A 24,108-nucleotide genomic window follows, 5' to 3' on the forward strand; every position below is an offset into this window, starting at 1 on the left:
TGCGCAACGGACGGCGGCCGCGCCGGCGCTTACAACATCTCCAGCGCACGCTTGCCGCGCGGCGGCGTGAAGTACGCGTCGAGCGCGGCGAGTTCGCCGGCTTCCAGCACCAGTTGCGACGCGCGATGGTTGTCGCGCACATGCTCGACGCGCGCCGCCTTCGGAATCGCGCACACATTGGGCTTGCCCAGCACCCACGCGAGCGCCACCTGAAACACCGAGACGCCGCGCGCGTCGGCGATATCGTCGAGCGGCGAGCGTTTCGGCAGCCGCGCATGATCGACCGGGCTGTACGCCATCGCCGGCATGCCGCGCGCGGCGAGCCACGGCAACAGATCGAACTCCGGCCCGCGCCGCGCCACGTTGTACAGAATCTGGTTGGTCGCGCACGCGTCGCCGCCTGGCGTCGCGACGAGTTCTTCCATGTCGTCGGTATCGAAGTTGCTGACGCCCCAGTGACGGATCTTGCCCGCGCGCCGCAGCGCCTCGAAGCCGTCGACGGTGTCTGCGAGCGGCACCGAACCACGCCAGTGCAGCAGATACAGATCGAGCCGGTCCGTTTTCAGACGCTTCAGGCTCTGCTCGCACGCGGCGATCACGCCGCGCCGGCTGGCGTTGTGCGGATACACCTTGCTGACCAGAAACACCTTGTCGCGCAAACCCGCGAGCGCTTCGCCGAGCAGCGACTCGGTCGCGCCGTCGCCGTACATTTCGGCGGTATCGATCAGCGTCATGCCGAGTTCGATGCCGCAGCGCAGCGCAGCGATTTCCGCCGCGCGTCGTGCCCGCTGCTCGCCCATTTCCCACGTGCCCTGCCCCAGTGCTGGCATGCGCTCGCCGCCCGGCAGACTCACGCTTGCGATCTCGCTCGTCATGCTGACTCCTCGAAAGTGGCTCGATCCAGATGCGATGCGCTGGCCCGCCGCCTCATCACGCAACGCATGCTACTAAAAACCTGGCTACGAGTTTAGCGGCTCCGCGGCCTCGCAACGGCGCGCCTGGCAAAAGCCCGCTATAACGGGACGCGCCGATGTTTTAAAATTGCCGCTTGCCCATCTTGCGTGAGCCCCATGACCTCTGCCTCGGAAGACCGCTGGCGCGACCTGCGCCCGGACCCGGAAAACGACACGCCGCTCTATCTGCAACTTGCCCGCAAGCTCGGCAGCGCGATCCACGAAAACCGCTGGAACGCCGGCGAGGCGCTGCCTTCGGAGCGCGTGCTGTCGGAGGCGCTCGGCGTGTCGCGCATCACGTCGCGCAAGGCGATCGCGCTGCTCGTGGAGCAGGGTTTGATCCGCCGCACCCAAGGCGCGGGCAGCTTCATCACGCCGCGCTACGAAGATCCGTTGTCGCGTCTGTCGAGCTTCAGCGAAATGCTGCGGCGGCGCGGCTTCACGCCGAGTTCGAAGTGGCTGTCGCGCGAAATCTCGCCGGCCAATCGCGATGAGGTGATCCAACTGGGTCTGTCGCCGGCCGCCGCGGTCACGCGGCTGCGGCGGCTGCGGCTCGCCGACGGCATCGTGATGGCGGTCGAGAATTCGACGTTCCCGGCCGCGGTGATTCCCGATCCACAGGCAATCGGCGACTCGCTGTACACGTATCTGGAGAATCGCGGACTGACGATCGTGCGCGCGTTGCAGCACTTCCGCGCGGTGAACGCGAGCGACGAGATCGCGCAGCAGATGAGCATCGCGCCGAACGAGGCGTTGCTGTTGATCACGCGCGTGGGTTATACGGCGGATCAACGCGCGATCGAACTGACGGACACGTACTGCCGCAACGATTACTACGACTTCGTGGCGGAGTTGCGAAAGTAAGCTGCGACACGGCGGGCGGTCAGGTACGCCGCGTTCCCAATCTGAACGCGCCGCCCGCTCCAACCGTCACGTCCACCGGGCTTCGTGCGCGCCGATGCGCGCCGGCGGCAGCGCATAAAACGCAGGCGTCTGCTCCAGTTCCTCCGCCGGCAGCACGCCAAGCACACGCCCGAACTCCGATTGCACGCTCGCGACGCAATCGCGCACATCGTCGAGCGACACCTCGGGCGCCTGCTGCCCGTCGGCCAGCAGCCCGAACGACCGCAGCCAACGCCCCGTCTGCGCAAGAGACACCTTCACATGCCAGCTGCCGCCCTCGCGAGCGCGCCGCGCGAGCGCGACCATCGCGCCGAACGCGGCCAGATAGCCGGTCGCGTGATCGAGCGCCTGACACGGCAGATGCCGCGGCTCGGCTGAACCCGCCGCCGCGCGCTCGGTCCACGCGATGCCGCTCGCCGACTGCACCAGACTATCGAAGCCGCGTCGCTGCGCCCACGGCCCTGTGTGCCCGTACGCGCACACCGAGACATAGACGATGCCGGGCCGCAGCCGTGCCAGCTCGTCCGGCCCGAAGCCGCGCGCCTCGAGCGCGCCCGGACGATAGGCCTGCAGGAACACGTCGGCGTCGCGCGCGAGTCCGCGCAACGTGTCGCAGCCTGCCGCCTCGCGCAGATCGACGATTGCCGAACGCTTGCCGCGGCCGTTGTCGATCACGAGCGGCGCGATGTTCGGCAGATGCGGCCCGTTGATCGTCAACACGTCCGCGCCATGATGCGCGAGCGCGCGGCCGGCCACCGGTCCCGCGATGATCCGCGACAGATCCAGCACCCGCACACCTGCGAGCGGGCGGTCGATACCGGGGTCAGCGCCAGCGGCGGCGTGGCGCGGCGGCTCGGCCGGGGCGTCGCCGATGCGCTCGATCTCGAACAGCGGCAAGCGCGCGATCGCTTTGGCCTGCTCGAGCGCGGCCCATTCGTCGGGCGTGCGAATCAAGGCGGCGCACAGGCCCGCGTCGGCGAGCGTTTGATCGAGCGTCGCGCCCTCCCAGCCGCGAATCGCGGCCGCCACCGAGGGCCGCCCATTGTCACAGCCGAGCACCTCGAGCACGCCCTTCAGGTGATGCGCGAAATTCGTATGCAGCTGGATCCAGCGGCCGTCGCCCGTTTCATAGAAGCCGGTGACCGGATCGCGCAGCGCGGGCGGCGGCCCATCGTCGATCCGCAAATAGCGTTCGCTGCGAAACGCCGCCAGCGCGCGACGCATCTGCACCGACACCTGCTGCAGGCGAGCGCTGCGCAAGCGCCAGTATTCGGCGGCGGCGAGGCCCGTCGCGGCGATGGTCGACGCCGCGAGGCTGCCGACACGGTAGACCGACGGCAAGCCGGGATCCGCGCCGGCGAGCGACACGGCGTGCAGCGCGACCGGATCGCAGCCGGCGAGGGTCCAGATGTGCTTGAGGGCGAGTTCGGGCGTCATGGGATCGGGCGCGCTGGCCGCGCGGACAGGAAGCAGGTACACCGAGTCTAAATTTGAGCCTTGCGGCAATCAATCTTGATTATGATAATCAACATATATTGATTTCTTCGGTTTATACGCACTTTTATGCCAGCCCCGATTTACCTGAGCGCCGCCGAAGCGGCCGCAACGCTCGGCGTCAGCTTGCCGACGCTGTACGCGTATGTAAGCCGAGGCATGCTCGGCTCGTCGCCGGATGCGCAAGGCAGGCATCGGCTCTACGATGCCGCCGAGGTGCGCCGCCTCGCGCGTCGCAAGGCGGACGGCAAACGCGCCGGCAAGGTCGCGCAGAAGGTGCTCGACTGGGGCGTACCGGTGCTCGAATCGTCGATCACGCTGGTCGCGGACGGTCGGCTGCTGTATCGCGGGCACGATGCGATCGAGCTCGCGCGCAGTGCGTCACTCGAAGAGGTCGCGGCGCTGTTGTGGGAATGCAGCGCGCGGCGCATCGCCGATGCGCCCGTCGTGCCGCTCGCCCCCGCGCAATGGGCCGCGTGGCTCAAGCTGTGGAGTGACAGCGCGCCGCTCGATCGCGCGCTGGTGCTGCTGCCGGCCGCCGCCGCGCAGATGCCGCGCGTGTGGGCGCTCGGCCGCGATGCGCAGCTCGACACCGCGTGCGCCGTGATGCGGCTGCTGGCCGCCGCGATGCTGACGGCGGCGCCGTCGAACGAACCGCTGCATCGGCAGATCGCGACGGCCTGGCGGGTGCGCAGCCGTCAGCAAAGCGGACTGCTGCGCGCGGCCTTGGTCGCCTGCGCGGATCACGAACTGAACGCGTCGACGTTCACGGTCCGTTGCATCACGTCGACGGGCACGCACCTGTTCGGTGCGGTCGCGGGCGGGCTCGCGGCGCTTTCTGGGCCGCGTCACGGCGGCGAAACCGTGCGCATCGCCGCGCTGCTCGATGAGGCATCGCGCTCGCCCGAGCTGGACCGCTATCTGGCGAACCGTCTCGCGCGCTACGAGCACGGCGCGCAAGGGCCGGTGCTGTCGGGCTTCGGTCATCCGCTCTATCCGGACGGTGATCCGCGCGCGCGATTATTGCTGGCGATGCTCGCCGACTGCGCGCCAGCCCGCTCGCCGCTCAACGAGGTGCTGCAGGTCGCGCGAGCGGTGCGCGACACGACCGGCGCGGAGCCGACTGTGGATTTCGCGCTTGCCGCGATCGAGCGCGTGCTCGCCTTGCCGAGCGGGGCCGCGTTCACGCTGTTCGCGCTCGGGCGGGTGGTCGGCTGGATCGCGCACGCGATGGAGCAGGCGCGCGATGGCCGGTTGATCCGGCCGCGGGCGCGGTATATCGGGGAGTATGAGGCGGGAGGTGCTGCGTAGGGACCAGGAAGAGGCGGCTCGCCGTTCGCCCTGCATCAGACCACGCCCGGCCGACGCGCCAGCCAGGCCGGCATCGGCCAGCCGAATAGCAGCGTCGGCAACCGGCGTTCCGAGCCGCTCGCCAGCGCAAAACACGCCCCGGCCCGCCCGGTGCTGATCCATGCCACCGATCCACGCGCCAACTCGATCGACTGCCCCTCCGCCAGCCAGTGATCCTCATGCTCGCCCTCGACGGTCAGCCAGACGTTGCCGCCGATCACCTTGAAAATCGTCGGACGCGCAACCCGCCAGGCCCTGACGGGCTCGCCATGTTCCAGCTCGAAAACTCGCACTTCTCGCATCGCCGTTCTCCTCGATGAACTTTCTGTTGTACCGATTATTGACGTGCGATGATCGGAGACCCATGCACAGTTCCGAACACTTTCATCGGAACTGTTCAGTCAAAAAACCGAACAGTTGACATCGCTCGCGCGGCGCAGGTTTAAGACTTTCGCGCTCGCAGGCCGGCGACAGAAGGCAGGCGTATGAAACTCGAAATCCAGCTCGATCGGGACAACGGCGTGCCGCTGACCGAGCAGATCGTCGCGGGCGTCTCGGCGTGGATCCGCTCGCGCAATGCGCATCCTGGCTCAAAGCTGCCGTCGATCCGCCAGTTCGCCGCCGACTTCGACGTAAGCCGCTTTCCGGTGATCGAGGCATACGACCGGTTGGTGTCGCTCGGCTATGTCGACTCGCGCCACGGCTCCGGCTTTTACGTCGCCGATCGCCAACCGACCGACATGCGCTGCCAGGGCACTTCGGACCCGCGCCGCGCCGATGTCGAGTCGGACCATCTGCTCGAGCAATTCAACTTTCCGGGCGAGACGCTGAAGCTCAGCACCGGTTTCATCCCCGAAAGCTGGCGCGACATCGATGGCATTGCGCAAGCGATCCGCCACGTGTCGCGAACCGATCCGGCTAGCATGGTCGAGTACGCGACGCCGCTCGGCAACCCGGTCTTGCGCGAACAGTTGCGCGGCCGCATTGGCCAGTTGGGCATCCAGGCAGACGCATCGCAGATTCTGATCACCAATGGCGCAAGCCAGGCGTTCGATCTGCTGGTGCGCTACATGCTCAAGCCAGGCGACACGATCTTTGTCGAGGACCCCGGTTACTACAACCTGTACGGCCTGTTGCGCCTGCACGGCATGAAGCTAATCGGCATTCCACGCACCGGCAATGGTCCCGACCTCGACACGATGCAGGCGCAACTGAAGCTGCACCGGCCCAGATTGCTGCTCATCAACACCGTGTTCCACAATCCGACCGGCACCACGGTCGCACCGCAGGTCGCATTCCGTTTGCTGCAAATGGCGCGAGAGCATGGCTTCCAGATCATCGAGGACGATATCTACGCGGATTTTCAGACCGAGCTCACCGACCGCCTGGCCACCCTCGACCAACTCGAACAGGTGATCTACATCGGCGGATTGTCGAAAACGCTGTCGTCTTCGCTGCGGGTCGGCTACGTGGTTGCGAGTCACGCGATCATCAAGGACCTGGTCGACATCAAGATGCTGACGAGCATCGGCTGTTCGCGCTTTGCCGAAGCGGTGGCGGTGTCGATGCTGGAGCGCGGCGCATATCGCAAATATCTGGAGCGACTGCGCCGCCAGATGCGCGGCGCGCTCGGCTCGACCGTCCAGACACTCGAAGATGCCGGCTGGGAGATCTTCGAAGAACCAGCGGGTGGCAAGTTCGTGTGGGCACGCGTGCCGCATGTCGCGGACGCCGAGCGGCTCGTTGAATGCGGCGTGCCCCTCGGAGTGACGGTGCTGCCTGGACAACACTTCAGGCCGAACCGGGAGGTGAGCCCGTGGATCAGGATTCATGTGGCGTTTGGCAACGAGCCACGGGCGCAGGCGTTTTTTCATGCGGCGGCGCAGTTGCCGCCTGATGCGTGAACACGGCGCGGAGCGCGGCCGTGACGCAGCGCCGACACCCGCGCAACGCTGCGCCGCCCGCTGCGCCGGGACCCGCTTTTCCCTAGAATAGCGAGTCCCAACCCGACCGAGCGCGCCCAGCCGCCTCATATGTCCACGACGCCGCCTCCGCCCGCCCTCGCTCCCGATATCCCCTCGGGTCCTTCGCCCCGCTCGCTGACCGTGATGCTGTGGCTGGTCGCCACCGGCTTCTTCATGCAGACGCTCGATTCGACGATCGTCAACACCGCGCTGCCCGCGATGGCGACAAGCCTCGGCGAACTGCCGCTGCGCATGCAATCGGTGGTGATCGCCTACTCGCTGACGATGGCGGTGATGATCCCCGTGTCCGGTTGGCTCGCCGACCGACTCGGCACGCGGCGCGTGTTCTTCAGTGCGATCCTCGTGTTCGCGGTGGGCTCGTTGCTGTGCGCGAACGCGCATACGCTGAACCAACTGGTGCTCTTTCGTGTTCTGCAAGGCGTGGGCGGCGCGATGCTTCTGCCGGTTGGGCGGCTCGCGGTGCTGCGAACCTTCCCGGCTGAGCGCTATCTGCCGGCGTTGTCGTTCGTGGCGATTCCGGGGCTGATCGGACCGTTGATCGGACCGACGCTCGGTGGCTGGCTCGTCAAGATCGCGTCGTGGCACTGGATCTTTCTGATCAACGTGCCGGTGGGCATCGTGGGCTGCATCGCGACGTTTATCTTCATGCCGGATAGCCGCAACGAACACACGAGCAAATTCGACCTTGGCGGCTACCTGTTGCTGGTGGTGGGCATGGTGGCGATTTCGTTCGCGCTCGACGGCCGCACCGAGTTCGGCATTCAACATGCGACGGTGCTGGTGCTGCTGATTCTGAGCATGGCGTGCTTCGTTGCGTATGGGCTGCACGCGGTGCGCGTGCCCGCGCCGATCTTCCCGCTCGATCTGTTCAAGATCCACACGTTTAGCGTTGGGCTGCTCGGTAATCTGTTCGCGCGGATCGGCAGCGGCTCGATGCCCTACCTGATTCCTCTGCTGTTGCAGGTGAGCCTCGGCTATAGCGCATTCGAAGCCGGGCTGATGATGCTGCCCGTGGCGGCCGCGGGCATGGCGACGAAGCGCCTCGTGACGAAGCTGATTCTGAAGTACAGCTACCGGCGCGTGCTGATGGCGAACACGATTCTGGTCGGTCTGATGATGGCGAGTTTCGCGCTCACGAGCACGCATCAGCCGCTGTGGCTGCGGCTCGTGCAACTGGCGATCTTCGGCGGCGTGAACTCGATGCAGTTCACCGCGATGAACACGTTGACGTTGAAGGACCTCGGCACCGGCGGCGCCAGCAGCGGCAATAGCCTGTTTTCGCTCGTGCAGATGCTTTCGATGAGTCTCGGCGTGACGGTGGCCGGTGCGTTGCTGACAACCTTTACCGGCATCATGCAACGCGCGACTGGCGCCAATTCGCTGCCCGCGTTTCATGCGACGTTCCTCTGTGTCGGCATCATCACCGCATGCTCGTCATGGATCTTTGCGCAGTTGTCGCCGGAGATTCGCACGCCCGCGAAAAAGACCGATCCTTCGGAGCGAACTTGAAAGCCGCACGAGCCAGGACGACGCATCCTCGTGCAGTCGCGAACGGATTTCCGGGCATCGCTCCGCGCGCGCCGCACGCAGCACGCTTGCACAGCGTCGCCGACCCGCAACAGGGCGCGTCCCGCACCAGCGAAGTGCGCGTTATCGCCTTCGTACCGCGGCGGGCGCACAACGATTTCCTCGGAGCATTGCTGGTGGACGCTCGAGCTTTGTTCGAACACGCGCATAGTTCTTGCTCGTCTATCCTGTAAACTCTTGGTCTGCGCGCGCGAACTCCTGCCTGGCCCAGCAAGCGCCGCCATTTCCACACGACTGACACGATGAGCATGATCGAACTCGATCCTCCCGGCTTCCAGCCACCACGCCCGATGGCCGGCGACGAAGGCTCCCGGCGTACCGTTCTCTATGGCGGCTACACCGTTTTCAGCGTGTTTCAGCCGGTCTTTTCGGTATCGCACCGGCGCGCGATCGGGTATCACGCGTCGCTGCGCGTGCACGACGAGCATGAGCGGCAAGTGCCCTCGCACGAAGTCTTTACGCAGGCCGCGCGACGCGGCGATCTGCTGGAACTCGGACGGCTGGCCGAATCGCTGCACCTCGGCAACTTCAACGCATTCGACAGCCACGACGAATGGCTCTTCCTCAGCCTGCATCCGGCCGCACTGATGGACACCAGCTACGGCGACGCGCTGCTTGCCAGCCTGAAGGCGCTCGGCCTGCCGCCGCAGCGCGTGGTGCTCGAAGTATCCGAACAGGCTGGCGGCGAAACCACGCGCTTCGCCGAAATCGTCGATTCGCTGCGCAAGGCCGGTTTCCTGATCGCGCTCGACGGCTTTGGCGCCAAGCATTCGAACATCGACCGGGTGTGGAATCTGCGGCCGGACATCGTCACGCTCGACCGCTGCATCCTCGCGCAAGCGAGTGAACACTCGCATATCGAGCGCGTGTTGCCGGGCCTCGTCTCTCTGTTGCACGAGTCTGGGCAACTGGTGCTGATGGGCGGTCTGAGCACCGAACGTGATGCGCTGATCGCGCTCGAATGCAATGTCGACTTCGTCCAGGGCGCATTTTTCGCGGGTCCGAGCGTCGAACCCGTCAAGCCGCAAGTTGCCGCTGGCCTGATGGATTCGCTCTCCGCTTCGTTGCGCGAACGCGTTGCCGCTCGAGAGAAAGCGCAATCCGCGCGGCTCGCGCCGTATGTCACGGCGCTCGAGGCAGCCGCCGCGCAGCTGGTTGCCGGGGAATCGATCACGCAGGCGAGCGCACCTCTGCTCGCGCTCGGAGAAACGGCGCGCTGCTTTGTTTTGGACGGTTCGGGGCGGCAGATCGGCGACAACGTGCTGCCGCCGGGGCGCACATCGCAACGCGCAAAGCGCTTCAGCCCGCTGCTGCATTCCGAAGGCGCGAGTTGGGAGCGCCGCCCGTACTTCATTCAGGCGATGCGTCAACCGGGGCGGGTTAATCTGACGCCGCCGTATCTGTCGATCAACGAAGCGCATCTGTGCGTGACCGCCTCGATTGCCGCGCACACGTCGCATGGTACGCAGGTGCTATGCGTCGACATCAACTGGGAAGTCGCGGCTCACCGTAACTGACGCCCCCGGATGGTCCTTGATGCGGGCAAGCAGTTCCGTGATCGCATCACGGCCCAGCATCCGGTTGGCCGCCTGCAGATGCGCGGCGCTGGTCAGGATGCGCAGCGAGACGATTTTCGCCGAAAGGTCCGTTTTTCCATCCGTCACCACGTCGATTAACCCGACGATCTCGCCGTCGCAGAACAGTGCGATGCACACCGCACCCGCCATCGACACCACCTCCGCATGGCTCGCCTGTTGCGCGAGCGATGTGACTACAGCCATCCACTTCGGACCTGAACCCGGTTCGCGGTCGCGTTGCGCTTCGGTTTCAGGCGTTGGCCCTTGTGCTCGAAGGGCCGGGTTGGCTGTGGGGAACTGAGGGGGCGGAACGTACAAAGGTACGTCGCTGATCAGTTGCGGCGCATCGCTGAAAAGCTGTAGCAGGCCCGCCCGGTCTTGCGCTTCGAGCGCCGCGCGCAAACGCTCGACGATTCGCCCATGCACCGCCGGATCGGGCCGCTCCAACGGCGCCCCCGCACGTCTCAGACGCTCCTTGGCGCGATGAACCATTTGCCGGCAAGCGGCCGGCGTGCGCTCGAGAATCGAGGCGATTTCCGCATAACCGCACTCGAACGCTTCATGCAGGACAAACGCCGCACGTTCGTCTGGTTTCAGATGTTCGAGAAGCAGCATCACGCCGTACGACATATCTGCCGCTCGCAACGCCAACTCCTCCGCCGATGGCGCGACCTCGTCGAGCCACGGCTCCGGCAACCAGCCGCTAGCCTGTGACGCACGCTCGCGCTGTGCATGACGCAGACGGTCGATCGCCGTGCGCGTGGTGAGCGTGGTGAGCCACGCGACCGGCGTTTGCACCGCCTGCGTATCGGCCAGGTGCCATTTGAGCCAGACATCCTGCACCACGTCTTCGGCCTCCGCGCGACTGCCGAGCATCCGATATGCGAGTGCCAGCAGACGGGCGCGCGCGGCCTCGAAACTGGATGCCTTGTCGATTCCCTGTTCCGTCATGCGTAGACCTCCCGATGGTGCGTGGTGAAAAAGCGGCTGCATACCGGTGGCATGGCTCAGGCGCGCGTCATGCTCGGTATTCCTGAGCTTGACGCATGGGCAACCGGTGATGTGACAGCGCGGCGCAAAAAAATTCGCTGTCACAACCTGTCACAACGCCAGCGGCTGCTTCGTCAAATGAGCAACAACCGGCGCATGTCACGCGGCTTCTGATCCGCGGCGGCCTGCGCATCCCGGAATGCCCGCGCCATCCATCCTGAACGAGGAATCCATGCCTTCCAGTTACCCGTCTGTCTCCGGCCTCGGCCTTGTGCCCACGGTGATCGAACAATCCGGCCGGGGCGAACGTGCCTATGACATCTACTCCCGCCTGCTGCGCGAGCGCATCGTCTTTCTTGTCGGGCCCGTGAACGAGCAGTCAGCCAGTCTGATCGTCGCGCAATTGCTGTTTCTCGAATCGGAGAACCCCGACAAGGATATTTCTTTTTACATCAACTCGCCCGGCGGCTCCGTGTATGACGGCCTAGCGATTTACGACACCATGCAGTTCATCAAACCGGAGGTCTCGACCTTGTGCACGGGTTTTGCCGCGAGCATGGGCACCTTTCTGCTCACCGCGGGTCAATGCGGCAAACGGTATGCGCTACCCAATGCGCGCATCATGATTCACCAGCCGTCGGGCGGCGGTCAGGGCACCGCGGCGGACATCGAAATCCAGGCCAAGGAGGTGCTGTATGTACGAGCGCGTCTCAATGCGATGATGGCCGAGCGGACCGGACGCAGCATCGAAGAAATCGCGCGCGATACCGACCGCGACAACTTCATGTCGGCGCTCGAAGCGAGGGAATACGGATTGATCGATGACGTGCTGGAAGCTCGCGCGACATGGAACAACGCAGGCCGTCGCGACACCCTGTAACGGAACTGACATCGAGCCGCCCGCTGAACCACCGGTTGGACTGCTGGCTGCAAATTCCCACCTACCGATCGGTGCGAGCGCACCACAAAAGCTGCTCACCTTCGCTGGAATCGCTATCATGTCGCGATTCGTCGACTTCGACGACCGCTTCAATGGAGATACACATGGCGTCATCCAACGAAAACGTCAGCATGGCGCTGTTCTGCGACTTCGAGAATGTCGCGCTTGGCGTGCGCGACGCGAAGTACGACAAGTTCGACATCAAGCTGGTGCTCGAGCGCCTGCTGCTGAAGGGCAGCATCGTCGTCAAGAAAGCGTATTGCGACTGGGACCGTTACAAGAGCTTCAAAGGCGCGATGCACGAGGCCAATTTCGAGTTGATCGAAATTCCGCACGTACGCCAATCGGGCAAGAATTCCGCCGACATCCGGCTCGTCGTCGATGCGCTCGATCTCTGTTATACGAAATCGCACGTCAATACGTTCGTCATCATCAGTGGCGACTCGGATTTCTCGCCGCTCGTGTCGAAGCTGCGCGAGAACGCCAAACAGGTGATCGGCGTCGGTGTGCAACAGTCCACCTCGGATCTGCTGATTGCGAATTGCGACGAGTTCTTCTTTTACGACGATCTCGTACGCGAAAGTCAGCGCGCAGTCGCGAGGCCCGAATCGTCGCGTCAGCAGCAGAACACCCAGCAGGCAGCCAAACGTGCGCCTGACGAAGAGAAGGCTCCGCCCAAGGAAGATCTGGAGAAGCGCCGCAGCAAGGCCGTTGAAATTGCGGTGCAGACATTCGACGCGCTCGCTTCCGAACGTGGCGACAGCGGCAAGATCTGGGCGTCCGTGCTGAAGAACGCGATCAAACGGCGCAAACCGGATTTCAACGAGACGTATTACGGGTTTCGCGCTTTCGGCAATCTGCTGGAAGAAGCGCAGGCGCGCGGGCTGCTCGAATTCGGCCGCGATGAAAAGTCAGGCGCGTACGTCTATCGAAGCACAGCCGTGAACGTTGCGAGTGAAGCGGCAAGTGAAACCATCGGCGAAACCGCGGCGGAGTCTGCCGAAACGGGGTCGGCTGAAGCGGTATCGGCCGAACAGGCGGCCGAACATTCGTATGAAGCGCAGGCTGCGCAAGCGGCCGCGTCCGAGTCGGGCGGCAAGCACAAGTCGCGGCGCAAGGAGCGCAACAACCGCAAGCTGGGGCGGGGTCAGCAGGAGGCCGCGCACGGCAAGCGCGGTCACCACGAAACGGCTGATGAAGAGCATGCGGCTACCGCTCCGGCTCTCACCGAACACGCGGAACCCGCCGAAGAGGTCGAGCGGCAGGAACCGCGTGAACACGCGCCGCTCCCACATGAGTTCGTCACTGAACCGATAACTGAAGAGTCCAAAGCTCGCGCTGTAACAGGGAAAGCGGATACAGCCGCTGAACAAGTCGTATTCGGCCAAGGAACCGACCATTCCACCGACAGCGACCAACCCGCGCTGCGTCAAAGCGCCAAAAAGCGCGCATCGCGCAAAACGGCCGCGAAGAAAGTGAAGAAAAGCACGCCAGGCACGATCGAGGAAGTACCTGAGATCGCAGCGCCGGCCGCGCCCCCTGCTCCAGCAATCAACTCGGAAGAAGGGTCTGAGGCCGCCAGGAAGGCAGCAGCCCGTAAAACGGCGTCCCGGAGCCGTCGCCCGCGCAAAGCGGCATCAACCGACAGCGCGGAATAAGGAGCGGCACGGATTCGACGATCGTCGCTAAAAGCTACCGCCCAACCGTCCTTCAGACTTGAAATGCAGTACCGGCCGACAATGCAAGACAAGCAAGCCGGCCGATCTCAGCTATCACCGCTCAGTAAGCCGGATAAGGCGCGTACATGACGGGCGGAGGCGGCGCGTAATAAGGACGGGGCGCGACGTACACCGGCTGCGTCGAATAGTAAGGCTGCGGCTGAACGATCGTCTCACCCTTCGAGGTCATGCACTGGGCGTAGGCGGTGTCGTAGCGCGCCTGCATGCCGGCCGCCGAATACTGGGCGCCATTCGCGCCGTTCGCGCCCCCGATCAGCAGACCGCTGCCGGCGCCGATCGCCGCGCCCGCGCCGGCGTTGCCCGCCGCGGCGCCGAACAGCGCGCCGATCGCTGCGCCGCCGAGCGTGCCGAGCGCCGCGCTGTTCACGCTGTTCGTGGTGGCCGCCTGCGCAGCGCCGGACGGATTCGTCGATTGATTCGCGTAGTCGCGGCAGGCGTAGTCGTTCTGCTGGAACTGGCTGAGCGGCTCGCCGCTGCGCGGCATCGCGGCTATGCTCGGGCCGCTCGGTGGCGCCACTGCGCAACCGCCTAACGCGAGCGCGATGACGGTGGCGGGAATCGCCAGGCTGATCGTTTTATTGCTGGGAATCATGGTGGTGCACTTCGGAGGTTTGGAGTTCAAACGTTAGGCTAATCGCGAAATTCCGTGGTTACGGCTCAGTTACAGAAAGTTTTTTGCCCGGCTGGCTGGCCTCGACCTTGCTGTGAGTCCGCTGCGGCGATTGGTACGTTATATCAAGTAATGCTTGTAGATGAGCGGGCAATCGATTGACACGACGCCGGCCGCGCCGAACGTCGTACTCCCATCAACCGGGCACGACGACCTTCCCGAGCGCCGCGACCGCGCAGAACTTCCAGTACATGAACCATCCGCCGCCAGCGCCCGCCCCCGCCAGTTCGGCGAAGTCGACGAGCGGGGACCGGGCTCATCGGCATCGACAGATGTCCACGAATTCTGGCCCCGACGATTAGCCGCAGGGCAATTTCACTTAGCGCCGGGCCCCGCCAAACCGCAGTTACCAACTGTGACAAACTTCTTTCAGGAGCGCGTAAGAAGGGCATCCCTCGGTGGTAAGCAATACCAATCCCTCCCCTTCCAATCGCCTCCAGAAAGAAAAAGCCCTCGCGATGGAGGGCTTTCGTCTCTGGCTACCATCTTCAATCTCGACCGCAAGGATCACGACATCAGACGGCGAGCCGCAACCGGCAATCTCAAGCGAAGTTTTTCGCTGCGAAGTCCCAGTTGACGATGTTCCAGTACGCCTCGACGAACTTCGGACGCGCATTGCGATAGTCGATGTAGTAAGCGTGCTCCCACACGTCGATCGTCAGCAGAGCCTTCGCGTCGGTGGTGAGCGGCGTGGCGGCGTTGCTCGTCGACACGAGGTCGAGCGAACCATCAGCCTTCTTCACGAGCCATGCCCAGCCCGAGCCGAACGTGCCGACCGCGGTCTTCGCAAACTCTTCCTTGAACTTGTCGAACGAACCCCACCTCGCGTTGATGGCGTCAGCCAGCGCGCCGGTCGGTGCGCCGCCACCTTGCGGCGACAGGCTGTTCCAGAAGAACGTGTGATTCCACACCTGAGCCGAATTGTTGAAGATACCGCCCGACGACTTCTTGACGATCTCTTCCAGCGACAGGTTCTCGAACTCGGTGCCCTTGATCAGATTGTTCAGGTTGGTCACATAGGTCTGGTGATGCTTGCCATAGTGAAACTCGAGCGTCTCTTCCGACATGTGCGGAGCGAGCGCGTTTTTCGCAAACGGCAGCGGCGGGAGCGTATGTTCCATGGTGCTTTCCTTCTCTGTATCTGTTGTGGGGAGTCTGCGGATGACGCTATCGAGCACTCGATTGTAGGCGAGTTGGAATAACCCCGCAAACCAACGGCCTTTATGTCCGGCATGTCGAACACGCCGTGCGCATGGCCCATGAGAAGGGCGCGCATGGCGCGTGCCCGGCTCATCGGAAGACCGTAAACAGGCGTCACGCGCCCACCGGCGAAACGTCAGAAACCGTTGGTCAGACGCGCCTGCACGTCGGCGAGCGCGACATCGGCCGAGCCTTCGGCGAGATGCATCGTCAGACGACGTCCAGGGTTCAGCGACGACGGCGTGCGAATCGCCCGACCGCTTTGCGCATCGAGCACGGCCGCATAACCGCGCTCGAGCGTGCGCTGTGGACTCAGCACTTCGAGTCGCGCGCTGAGCATGTCGATGCGCGCGACCTGTCGTTCATGCCGGCGCGATAGCGCCGCATTCAGACGCTGCGCCAACACGTTGACGCGCGTGCGCTCGGCCGCGAGATCCGGACGCCAGCGTTGCCAGCGCACCTGCAGCAACGAAAATCGCGCACGAGCGTCGCGCACCGGCCGGGCGCCCGCCGACGCGAGCCGAACGCGCAACTGCTGCAGATGCGTGCGCTGCCGAGCAAGCCGCTCGGCGGGCGACACGAGCCGGCGCGCCAGCCAGTCGAGCTGCTGCGCGCGCCGCTCCATCATGCGGCCGAACGCGCGCGCGAGCGTCGCGTGCCGATGATCGAGTTCGCGCAGCAGCATGACGCGCTGTGGACTGACGAGTTCGGCGGCACCGGTCGGCGTCGGTGCCCGTACGTCGGCGGCGAAATCGGCAATCGTGAAATCGGTCTCGTGACCGACGCCGCTCACCACGGGTATGACGCTTTCCGCAATCGCGCGCGCGAGCACTTCTTCGTTGAACGCCCACAGATCTTCGATCGAGCCGCCGCCGCGACACACGATCAGCACGTCGACCTCGCGGCGCGCGCCAGCCGCCTCGATCATCGCCGCGAGCTTCGCGCTGACGCCCGCGCCCTGCACCGGCGCCGGATAAACGATCACCGGAATATGCGGTGCGCGACGCGACAGCGTCGTCAGCACATCGCGCAATGCGGCCGCCTGCAACGACGTGACGATACCGATCGCGCGCGGATGCGTCGGCAGCGCGCGCTTGCGCTCGGCGGCGAACAGCCCCTCGGCCTCGAGTTGCGCCTTCAACCGCAGAAACGCTTCGTACAGACGCCCCTGGCCGGTGCGGCGCACCGCTTCGACATTAAGCTGCAGTTCGCCGCGCGGCTCGTACATCGTGACGAGGGCGCGCACTTCGATGCGATCGCCTTCGCGCGGCATGAATTCGGCGTACTGAGCTCGACCGCGGAACATCACGCAGCGCATCTGCGCCTGCGCGTCCTTGATCGAGAAGTACCAATGGCCGCTCGCGGCGCGCGTGAAGTTCGACACTTCGCCCGCGACCCAAACGAGTGGAAACGAGCGTTCGAGCATCGTGCCGATCGCGCGATTGAGCGCGGAGACGGGAACGACGACCTCACCGCCAGGTGTGGCCGCAGAAGCAAAAGGATTTTCGGGGTTCATGCAAGGAATAAATAGCGCTGGCCGGACAGACGATAGACCGAGCGAAGAGCGGCGTCCAGCCGGAATCGCAGGATTGTTAAAAGTGTCCACATGGCGGGAACCGCCTGACGAATTCCGCCAGAACGCCCGCCAACGTCAATAAATTCCTGGCAGAGCCTTGATTTATATGGCGTTTGCATCTCGATAGCGAGCGAGTACTACGATCCAAAGCGCACGGAATGGCCCTTCGGGACGATCGGACGGCAGGTTCTCCACAAAGTTATCCACAGACTGTGAGCAACCGCACATAGCGTGGAGCGGCGCGCGTTGGACCTTACGCGACTTGCCGGGCGGGACGCCCGCGCGCTACAGTGCCGGGTTCGACGGCATGTCGATCGCGCAGCGCGGCGGAGAGCTTGCCCGGCCCGAGGCCACTGGGCGCGGGCCTTTCGCCGCGCCGCTCGCACCTCGTTTTTCGACCCGTATTCGCACTCGATTGCCCGGAGAACCGCGTTGATGTTGATCCCGCGTAGTGCGCACGGCGCGCAGTCCGTGCTCGCAACCCGCCCATGAGCGAACTCAGCGACCGTCTCGGAGCGCGCCTCGCGCGCGAATGGCAGCAACGTGGACCGCTCGCCTGGGCGCTGACGCCGCTCGCCTGCGTGTTCGGCGCAGTCGCGGCCGCGCGCCGCGCCGTGTTTTCGCTCGGCTGGCTGAAATCGGTGCGCGTCGGCGTGCCGGTGGTGGTGGTCGGCAACGTGACGGTCGGGGGCACTGGCAAGACGCCGACCGTCATCGCGCTGGTCGAAGCGTTGCGCGCCGCGGGCTTAACGCCCGGCATCGTGTCGCGCGGCTACGGCGCGCGCGTGAGCACGCCGACCCGGGTCACGCCCGGTTCGTCGGCACGGGTCGGCGGAGACGAGCCGTTGCTGATCGCGCGCCGCACCGGCGCACCCGTGTGGGTTTGTCCGGACCGCGTCGCCGCCGCGCAGGCGCTGTGCGCCGCGCATCGCGACGTCGACGTGATCGTCAGCGACGACGGCTTGCAGCACTATCGCCTCGCGCGCGACGTCGAACTCGTCGTGTTCGATCACCGGCTCGGCGGCAACGGTTTCCTGCTACCGGCCGGGCCGCTACGCGAGCCGCTGTCGCGCCGCCGCGACGCGACGCTGATCAACGATCCGTATGCGCGCACGCTGCCCGCGTGGCCGAATACGTTCGCACTGCAGCTCGCCCCTGCCGACGCGTGGCATCTCGACAATCCCGCGCTGCGCCGCCCGCTTGCGCAATTCGCCGGTCAACGCGTGCTGGCCGCGGCCGGCATCGGCGCGCCGGAACGCTTTTTCGCGACAGTGCGCGCGGCCGGCCTCGCGCCCACGACGCGCGCGCTGCCCGACCACTACGCGTTCGAGCGCAATCCGTTCACCGACGTCGACGCCGACGCGATCCTGATTACGGAAAAGGATGCGGTAAAATTGGGGGCCTGGCACGACGCGCGCATCTGGGTAGTCCCGGTCGAAGCCGCGCTTGATCACCGCCTCACTGCATTAGTTGTGGAGAAAGTCCGTGGACGCTCGCCTGCTTGAAATCCTCGTCTGCCCGATCTGCAAGGGCCCGCTCAGCTACGACCGCGCCGCGCAGGAACTGATCTGCAACGCGGACAAGCTCGCCTATCCGATCCGCGACGGCATTCCCGTGATGCTCGTCGACGAAGCGAGGCAGACCGTCGAAGGCACGCCGGTCGATCTGAATCCAGGCTCGGTCGCCTGACCCGCCGCGTCGCGGCACCGAGGCGCCGCGACGTCTCGCTCGCGCGCGGGTCAAGGCAGGCTTCATCGATGCCACCGCCCCCTACCCGCATGCGCTCCAAAATCGATCCGCAGCCGTTTTCGCCGCTCCGGCTCATGTCCGACCCTGCGTGAGCGTCGCGCGCGCAGCCTCTTCCTCCGGCCTGATCGCCGACCGTTCCTGATCCGATGATCCACACCACCCCTCATTCGTTGTTTATCGCCGTCGTGCCGGCCCGCCTCGCGTCGACGCGTCTGCCCAACAAGCCGCTCGCGGACATCGGCGGCAAACCGATGGTCGTGCGCGTCGCGGAGCGCGCGCGCGAATCGGGCGCACAACAGGTGCTGGTCGCGTCGGACGCGCAGGAAGTGCTCGACGCGGCGCGAGACCACGGCTTCGACGCGGTACTCACGCGCGCCGACCATCCGTCGGGCACCGACCGTCTCGCGGAAGTGGCGACGCGTTTCGGCTGGAGCGACGACACGATCGTCGTCAACGTGCAGGGCGACGAGCCGCTGATCGACCCGGCGCTCGTGCGCGGCGTCGCCGCGCATCTGGCAACGACGAGCGACTGCGCGATCGCGACGGCCGCGCATCCGATCACCGATCCCGCCGAAATTTTCAATCCGAACGTCGTCAAGGTCGTGCCCGATGCGCGCGGCGTCGCGCTGTATTTCTCGCGCGCGCCGATCCCGTGGGCGCGCGACGCATGGCAACCGCACTGGCCCAACGTCGCATCGATGCCGACGCCGGCCGCGCCCGCCGTCGTATACCGGCACATCGGCCTGTACGCGTATCGCGCGAAATTTCTGCGCACGTACCCGAGCCTCGCGATCTCGCCGATCGAGCAGGTCGAAGCGCTCGAACAACTGCGCGCGATGTGGCATGGCGAGCGCATCGCGGTCCTCGTCACGCAAGACGTACCGTTGGCGGGGGTCGATACCCCCGCCGATCTCGCGCGCGTACGGGCCTTATTCGGGTCTTGAGCGCGGGAAGCCGTGGCATAATCGAACGGTTATGCGCGCCTCCCAGCGCAGGCGACACTCGGGTTATCCCGGTCGCGCCGTGCGGATCTTGCAGCGCCGTCGTATTCGACGTGCAGCGCGAGGTAGCCAACGGTAGCCGATGCGGAACCTGCGAGAATCGCCGGGAAGCATGCCGCGTCAACAAAGAATTCACATAGATCTGGAGATATCCATGCGTTTGATCCTGTTGGGTGCACCGGGTGCCGGCAAAGGCACTCAGGCCAACTTCATCAAGGAAAAGTTCGGCATCCCGCAAATTTCGACCGGCGACATGCTGCGCGCGGCCGTCAAGGCCGGCACGCCGCTCGGCCTCGAAGCAAAGCGCTTTATGGACGCCGGCGAGCTCGTCACGGATGAGCTGATCATCAACCTCGTGAAGGAACGTCTCCGGCAGCCGGACTGCGCGAACGGCTATCTGTTCGACGGCTTCCCGCGCACGATTCCGCAAGCCGAAGCAATGAAGCAGGCCGGTGTCGCGATCGACTACGTGCTCGAAATCGACGTGCCGTTCGACGAGATCATCGTGCGCATGAGCGGCCGTCGCTCGCACCCCGCGTCGGGCCGCACCTATCACGTGACGTTCAATCCGCCGAAGGTCGAGGGCATCGACGACGTGACCGGCGAGCCGCTGATCCAGCGCGACGACGACAAGGAAGAAACGGTCAAGAAGCGTCTGGAAGTGTACGAATCGCAAACCAAGCCGCTGATCGAGTACTACAACGGCTGGGCGAAGAACGGCGATACGTCGAGCTCGGTGAAGGCGCCCCAATATCGCCGCATTTCGGGCCTCGGCAGCGTCGATGAAATTCGCGCCCGCGCGTTCGACGCGCTGAAGTAAGCCGGCTTGGTCCAAACATTACCGCTGTTTTCGTTGACCAAAACCCGCCCACGTTGGGCGGGTTTTTTTATTTGGCTTGGTGCGCAAACCAAAAGCGGCAAGCGGTGGGGAACGCCCAGTGGAACCAGTTAGGTTTCCATAGCGCTTGCATGCCGCCGCCCGCTTTGCTTTCCGCAGCGCAGCACAGCCGCTACAATCGATCGTCGTCGAAAAATGCTTCGCTCGAGACCGCACTGAACAACCGTAGCAAAGGAGAAGACATGGAAATTCGTGACAACGTGTTCCTGATCACCGGCGGCGCATCAGGGCTCGGCGCTGCCACCGCGCGCCTGCTCGTCGAGAACGGCGGCAAAGTCGTCCTCGCCGACCTGAATCTGGACGCGGGCGAGGCGCTCGCAAAGGAACTCGGCGGCGCTTTCGTCAAATGCGACGTGAGCCGGGAAGAGGACGCGCAACAGGCCGTCGAAGCCGCGACGAAGCTCGGTACGCTGCGCGGTCTCGTCAACTGCGCGGGCGTCGCGCCGGCCGCGAAGACCGTCGGCAAGGATGGCCCCCATTCGCTCGATCTGTTCACGCGCACGATCTCGATCAATCTGATCGGCACGTTCAACATGATCCGGCTCGCCGCGGTGCAAATGTCGAAGAACGAGCCGAACGCCAACGGCGAGCGCGGCGTGATCATCAACACCGCATCGGTCGCCGCGTTCGACGGCCAGATCGGCCAGGCGGCCTACTCCGCGTCGAAGGCTGGCGTGGTCGGTATGACGCTGCCGATCGCGCGAGACCTGTCGCGCAACGCGATCCGCGTGATGACGATCGCCCCCGGCCTCTTCGAAACGCCGATGCTGCTCGGCATGCCGCAGGAAGTGCAGGACGCGCTCGGTGCGATGGTGCCGTTCCCGCCGCGCCTCGGCAAACCGGCCGAATACGCGATGCTCGCCAAGCAGATCTTCGACAATCCGATGCTGAACGGCGAGGTGATCCGGCTGGACGGCGCGATCCGCATGCAGCCGAAGTGAGGATCGCTTAGCGATCGATCTGGTCGCCGATGCTAGGCCAAGGCCTACACCCGGTGATAAAAAAACGCCTGTGCATGTGCGACATGTGCAGGCGTTTGTGCTTTATGCAGCGTGAAAACGCGCGTCGCTATTCGCCGCCATCATGCCGCGTGCGCTGCCGCAATTCATGCAACTGCGACTCGACCACGGTGGCATCTTCCGCATCGGGGCGATCGCCGAGATAGCTTTCGAGGTCCTCGAGCGCGGGCCGTAGATAATCGAGCCGCGCATACGCGAAACCGCGATCCCGCACTTCCTCGATATTGTCCGGCAGCAGAATGACGAGCCGTTGCTGCACCGCGAGCAGACGTTGCCAACGCTCGGTCTGCAGATAGATCGCCTTCAGGTTGCGCAACATCCGCGCGACGATCTCGCGATGCGTGGCCGGTTGCAGCAGCATGCGTAGCGCGCGCCCGACCGAATCGCCAGCCGACGCGACGTACGGCTCGAGCATCTCGACCATCTGCGCTTCGGACAGCGAATGACCGCTGGTCGGATCGAGCATCACGTCGCCGTCGGGCATCGTCACGCGCAGCAGGAAGTGGCCTGGAAACGACACCCCACGCACCGGAACGCCGAATTGCTCGGCCATCTCCAGATAGAGCACCGCGAGCGAAATCGGAATGCCGCGGCGACGTTTGAGTACGACGTTCAGATGGCTGTTGTCGGGGTCGTAGTAATCGTTCAGGTTGCTCGCGAAACCGAGTTCGCGGAAAAAGAAACGATTGAGGATGCCAACCTTCTGACGGATGTCGGCATCGTCGGGCATGCGGCGCCGCAGACGCAGCACCAGCTCGTCGATCTCGGCGAGCACCGACTGCAGATCGAGGTCGGGATAGGCATCCTGCGCGATCGAGAGCGCCGTCTCGGTCAGCGGCAGGCTCTCGTCTTCGGCGACGAGCGTACTGAAATAATCGAGAACCCGCGACATGGTGATCACTTCACTCGCCTTCTGAAATACGCGTACTTGAAGCCCATCAGCCAAAGCATACCGAAATACAGCGCGGCGAACAGCACGAGACACGCACCGAGCAACACCATGCGGCTGACCGGCTGGGTATGCATGCCGATCCAGTCGAAGCTGATCGCGAGCCAGCGCATCACGCCGGCGAGCACGAGGCACGCCCCAAGCAACTGCACGAAAAACTTGAGCCAGCCGCTCGACGGCATATAAATGCCACGTTTGCGCAGACCAATGAATAGCAGCAACGCATTGACGCAAGCGCCGAGCCCTACGCTCAGCGTGAGACCCGCATGCGCGAACACCGGCACGAACACGTAGTTGCTCAACTGCGTGACGACCAGCACGCCGATGCCGATCTTCACTGGCGTCTTGATGTCCTGCTTCGCGTAAAAGCCCGGCGCGAGGATCTTGATCAGGATCAGGCCGATCAGGCCGACTCCGTAGGCGGCGAGCGCGCGGCTCACCATCACGACCGCATTGCCGTCGAACTTGCCGTAGTTGAACAGCACCGCTGTCAGCGGCTGGGCGAAAAAGAACAGCGCGATCGCGCTCGGCGCGGCCAGCAGGAACGTGACGCGCAGTCCCCAGTCGAGCAGCGACGAATACTCATGCGAGTCGGCATCGACGTGCGCCTTCGACAGGCTCGGCAGCAGGATCGTGCCCAGCGCGACGCCGAGCAGCGCGGTCGGAAACTCCATCAGCCGGTCGGCGTAGTTGATCCACGACACCGCGCCGGGGCCGATGTGCGACGCGATGTTGGTGTTGATGATCAGGCTGATCTGCGCGACCGACACCGCGAACATCGCCGGCACCATCTTCGCGAGCACCCGCTTTACGCCGCGATGCGCGAGCGCGCGCAGCGGGTTCAGGCCGATGAGCGGCACCATGTCGATCTTCTTGAGGCCCGGCAGCTGCACGACGAATTGCAGCACGCCGCCGACGATCACTGCCCAGGCGAGCGCATAGACCGGCGTTTGCAGGCGCGGCGCGAGGAATACGGCGGAGACGATGAACGCGACGTTCAGCAGTACGGGCGCGAACGCGGGCAACGAAAAGTTCTTGTACGTGTTCAGCACGCCCGACGCCAGCGACGTCAGCGAGATGAAAATGATGTATGGGAACATGATGCGCGTCATCGCGACCGCAAGCTGGTACGCGTGGCCCTCGTGCGCGAGGCCCGACGCGACGACGAACACGACGCCCGACGCGCCGACCACGCCGATCACTGACAGCACGGCGAGCGCCCACGCGAGCACGGTCGAGGTCGCGTCGACGAGCGCCTTGGTGGCGTCGTGGCCTTGCTGGTTCTTGAACTCCGCGAGGATCGGCACGAAGGCCTGCGAGAACGCGCCTTCGGCGGAAATGCGACGCAGCAGGTTCGGAATGCGAAAGGCGACGTAGAAAGCGTCGGTGTATTGACTGGCGCCGAACGCACGGGCGATCAACGTTTCACGGGCCAGTCCGGTCACGCGCGACAGCAGCGTGAAGCCGCTGACCGTCAGCAGGGCTCGTAATAGATTCATGGGGCGCTTATTATACGGGTCCCGCCAAT

At 64.8% G+C, this 24,108-nt stretch carries 22 protein-coding genes; 13 read left to right on the forward strand and 9 right to left on the reverse strand.

The features are described 5' to 3' along the window. Positions 1-29: 29 nt before the first annotated feature. On the reverse strand, positions 30-875 hold the full coding sequence (locus HDG34_RS05100) for an aldo/keto reductase (protein ID WP_184058197.1): 846 nt from the start codon (positions 873-875) through the stop codon (positions 30-32). Positions 876-1,070: 195 nt separating this feature from the next. Between HDG34_RS05100 and HDG34_RS05105 the strand changes: the two genes are divergently transcribed. Continuing rightward, positions 1,071-1,817 carry a GntR family transcriptional regulator gene (locus HDG34_RS05105; RefSeq protein WP_013090333.1) on the forward strand — a complete coding sequence of 249 codons (747 nt, stop codon included), beginning with the start codon at positions 1,071-1,073 and terminating at the stop codon, positions 1,815-1,817. A 66-nt stretch (positions 1,818-1,883) separates the two neighbouring features. On the opposite strand, the gene HDG34_RS05110 is transcribed toward HDG34_RS05105, so the two are convergent. Next, positions 1,884-3,293: a CoA transferase gene (locus HDG34_RS05110; protein ID WP_184058199.1), complete on the reverse strand. Its 1,410-nt coding sequence runs from the start codon at positions 3,291-3,293 to the stop codon at positions 1,884-1,886. 126 nt (positions 3,294-3,419) lie between these two features. Between HDG34_RS05110 and HDG34_RS05115 the strand changes: the two genes are divergently transcribed. Beyond that, the gene (locus HDG34_RS05115) at positions 3,420-4,661 is read left to right on the forward strand and encodes a citrate synthase family protein (RefSeq protein ID WP_184058201.1); all 1,242 of its coding nucleotides are present in this window, start codon (positions 3,420-3,422) and stop codon (positions 4,659-4,661) included. A gap of 35 nt (positions 4,662-4,696) precedes the next feature. Here HDG34_RS05115 and HDG34_RS05120 read toward each other — a convergent pair whose 3' ends face one another. Beyond that, positions 4,697-5,002 (reverse strand): DUF2917 domain-containing protein, encoded by a 306-nt coding sequence (locus HDG34_RS05120; RefSeq protein WP_184058204.1) that lies wholly within the window; start codon positions 5,000-5,002, stop codon positions 4,697-4,699. Between the two features lie 183 nt (positions 5,003-5,185). Here HDG34_RS05120 and HDG34_RS05125 point away from each other — a divergent pair, with 183 nt between their 5' ends. The 3 genes from HDG34_RS05125 (at position 5,186) to HDG34_RS05135 (ending at position 9,789) form a co-directional block, all read left to right on the forward strand. Next, positions 5,186-6,604 carry a PLP-dependent aminotransferase family protein gene (locus HDG34_RS05125; RefSeq protein ID WP_184058205.1) on the forward strand — a complete coding sequence of 473 codons (1,419 nt, stop codon included), beginning with the start codon at positions 5,186-5,188 and terminating at the stop codon, positions 6,602-6,604. A 129-nt stretch (positions 6,605-6,733) separates the two neighbouring features. Continuing rightward, positions 6,734-8,194 carry a multidrug transporter subunit MdtD gene (mdtD, locus tag HDG34_RS05130; protein WP_184058207.1) on the forward strand — a complete coding sequence of 487 codons (1,461 nt, stop codon included), beginning with the start codon at positions 6,734-6,736 and terminating at the stop codon, positions 8,192-8,194. 320 nt (positions 8,195-8,514) lie between these two features. Further along, a complete protein-coding gene (locus tag HDG34_RS05135; protein WP_184058209.1) occupies positions 8,515-9,789 on the forward strand; it encodes an EAL domain-containing protein in 1,275 nt (424 codons plus the stop codon). Here the strand turns inward: HDG34_RS05135 and HDG34_RS05140 are convergent. Beyond that, entirely contained in the window at positions 9,745-10,800 is a 1,056-nt protein-coding gene (locus HDG34_RS05140; RefSeq protein ID WP_184058211.1) for a sigma-70 family RNA polymerase sigma factor, read from the reverse strand. The genes HDG34_RS05135 and HDG34_RS05140 overlap by 45 nt on opposite strands. 24 nt (positions 10,801-10,824) lie before the next feature. Here HDG34_RS05140 and HDG34_RS05145 point away from each other — a divergent pair, with 24 nt between their 5' ends. From HDG34_RS05145 to HDG34_RS05155, 3 genes are all read left to right on the forward strand, one after another. Further along, the gene (locus tag HDG34_RS05145; protein WP_184058213.1) at positions 10,825-11,013 is read left to right on the forward strand and encodes a hypothetical protein; all 189 of its coding nucleotides are present in this window, start codon (positions 10,825-10,827) and stop codon (positions 11,011-11,013) included. 58 nt (positions 11,014-11,071) lie between these two features. After that, the gene (gene clpP / locus HDG34_RS05150; protein ID WP_184058215.1) at positions 11,072-11,719 is read left to right on the forward strand and encodes an ATP-dependent Clp endopeptidase proteolytic subunit ClpP; all 648 of its coding nucleotides are present in this window, start codon (positions 11,072-11,074) and stop codon (positions 11,717-11,719) included. A 164-nt stretch (positions 11,720-11,883) separates the two neighbouring features. Further along, positions 11,884-13,437: an NYN domain-containing protein gene (locus tag HDG34_RS05155; protein WP_184058217.1), complete on the forward strand. Its 1,554-nt coding sequence runs from the start codon at positions 11,884-11,886 to the stop codon at positions 13,435-13,437. A gap of 121 nt (positions 13,438-13,558) precedes the next feature. Here the strand turns inward: HDG34_RS05155 and HDG34_RS05160 are convergent, their stop codons facing one another. The 3 genes from HDG34_RS05160 to xseA all read right to left on the reverse strand — a co-directional run bounded on the left by HDG34_RS05160 (position 13,559) and on the right by xseA (position 16,904). Further along, positions 13,559-14,110, reverse strand: coding sequence for a glycine zipper family protein (locus HDG34_RS05160; protein WP_184058218.1), 552 nt, complete (start codon positions 14,108-14,110; stop codon positions 13,559-13,561). A 620-nt stretch (positions 14,111-14,730) separates the two neighbouring features. Next, complete coding sequence (gene sodB, locus HDG34_RS05165; RefSeq protein ID WP_184058220.1) at positions 14,731-15,309, reverse strand: superoxide dismutase [Fe]; 579 nt, start codon at positions 15,307-15,309, stop codon at positions 14,731-14,733. A gap of 215 nt (positions 15,310-15,524) precedes the next feature. Continuing rightward, positions 15,525-16,904, reverse strand: coding sequence for an exodeoxyribonuclease VII large subunit (xseA, locus tag HDG34_RS05170; protein ID WP_184058221.1), 1,380 nt, complete (start codon positions 16,902-16,904; stop codon positions 15,525-15,527). 548 nt (positions 16,905-17,452) lie between these two features. On the opposite strand from xseA, the gene lpxK reads away from it, so the two are divergent. The 5 genes from lpxK (at position 17,453) to HDG34_RS05195 (ending at position 21,553) form a co-directional block, all read left to right on the forward strand. Further along, entirely contained in the window at positions 17,453-18,469 is a 1,017-nt protein-coding gene (lpxK, locus tag HDG34_RS05175; protein ID WP_184058223.1) for a tetraacyldisaccharide 4'-kinase, read from the forward strand. Continuing rightward, the gene (locus HDG34_RS05180) at positions 18,450-18,653 is read left to right on the forward strand and encodes a Trm112 family protein (protein ID WP_007180583.1); all 204 of its coding nucleotides are present in this window, start codon (positions 18,450-18,452) and stop codon (positions 18,651-18,653) included. The genes lpxK and HDG34_RS05180 overlap by 20 nt, the downstream gene beginning before the upstream one ends. Positions 18,654-18,859: 206 nt before the next feature. Next, complete coding sequence (gene kdsB / locus HDG34_RS05185) at positions 18,860-19,657, forward strand: 3-deoxy-manno-octulosonate cytidylyltransferase (protein ID WP_184058225.1); 798 nt, start codon at positions 18,860-18,862, stop codon at positions 19,655-19,657. 211 nt (positions 19,658-19,868) lie between these two features. Beyond that, entirely contained in the window at positions 19,869-20,534 is a 666-nt protein-coding gene (adk, locus tag HDG34_RS05190) for an adenylate kinase (RefSeq protein ID WP_184058227.1), read from the forward strand. 260 nt (positions 20,535-20,794) lie between these two features. Further along, positions 20,795-21,553: a 3-hydroxyacyl-CoA dehydrogenase gene (locus tag HDG34_RS05195; RefSeq protein ID WP_090805443.1), complete on the forward strand. Its 759-nt coding sequence runs from the start codon at positions 20,795-20,797 to the stop codon at positions 21,551-21,553. Between the two features lie 127 nt (positions 21,554-21,680). On the opposite strand, the gene HDG34_RS05200 is transcribed toward HDG34_RS05195, so the two are convergent. Together HDG34_RS05200 and murJ are read right to left on the reverse strand one after the other, a co-directional pair. Continuing rightward, positions 21,681-22,523 carry a SirB1 family protein gene (locus HDG34_RS05200; RefSeq protein WP_184058608.1) on the reverse strand — a complete coding sequence of 281 codons (843 nt, stop codon included), beginning with the start codon at positions 22,521-22,523 and terminating at the stop codon, positions 21,681-21,683. Between the two features lie 5 nt (positions 22,524-22,528). Continuing rightward, positions 22,529-24,079, reverse strand: a complete 1,551-nt coding sequence (gene murJ / locus HDG34_RS05205; RefSeq protein ID WP_184023068.1) for a murein biosynthesis integral membrane protein MurJ — start codon at positions 24,077-24,079, stop codon at positions 22,529-22,531. Positions 24,080-24,108: the final 29 nt, after the last annotated feature.

It is taken from the genome of Paraburkholderia sp. HC6.4b, assembly GCF_014200875.1.
Classification (GTDB): Bacteria; Pseudomonadota; Gammaproteobacteria; order Burkholderiales; family Burkholderiaceae; genus Paraburkholderia; species Paraburkholderia tuberum.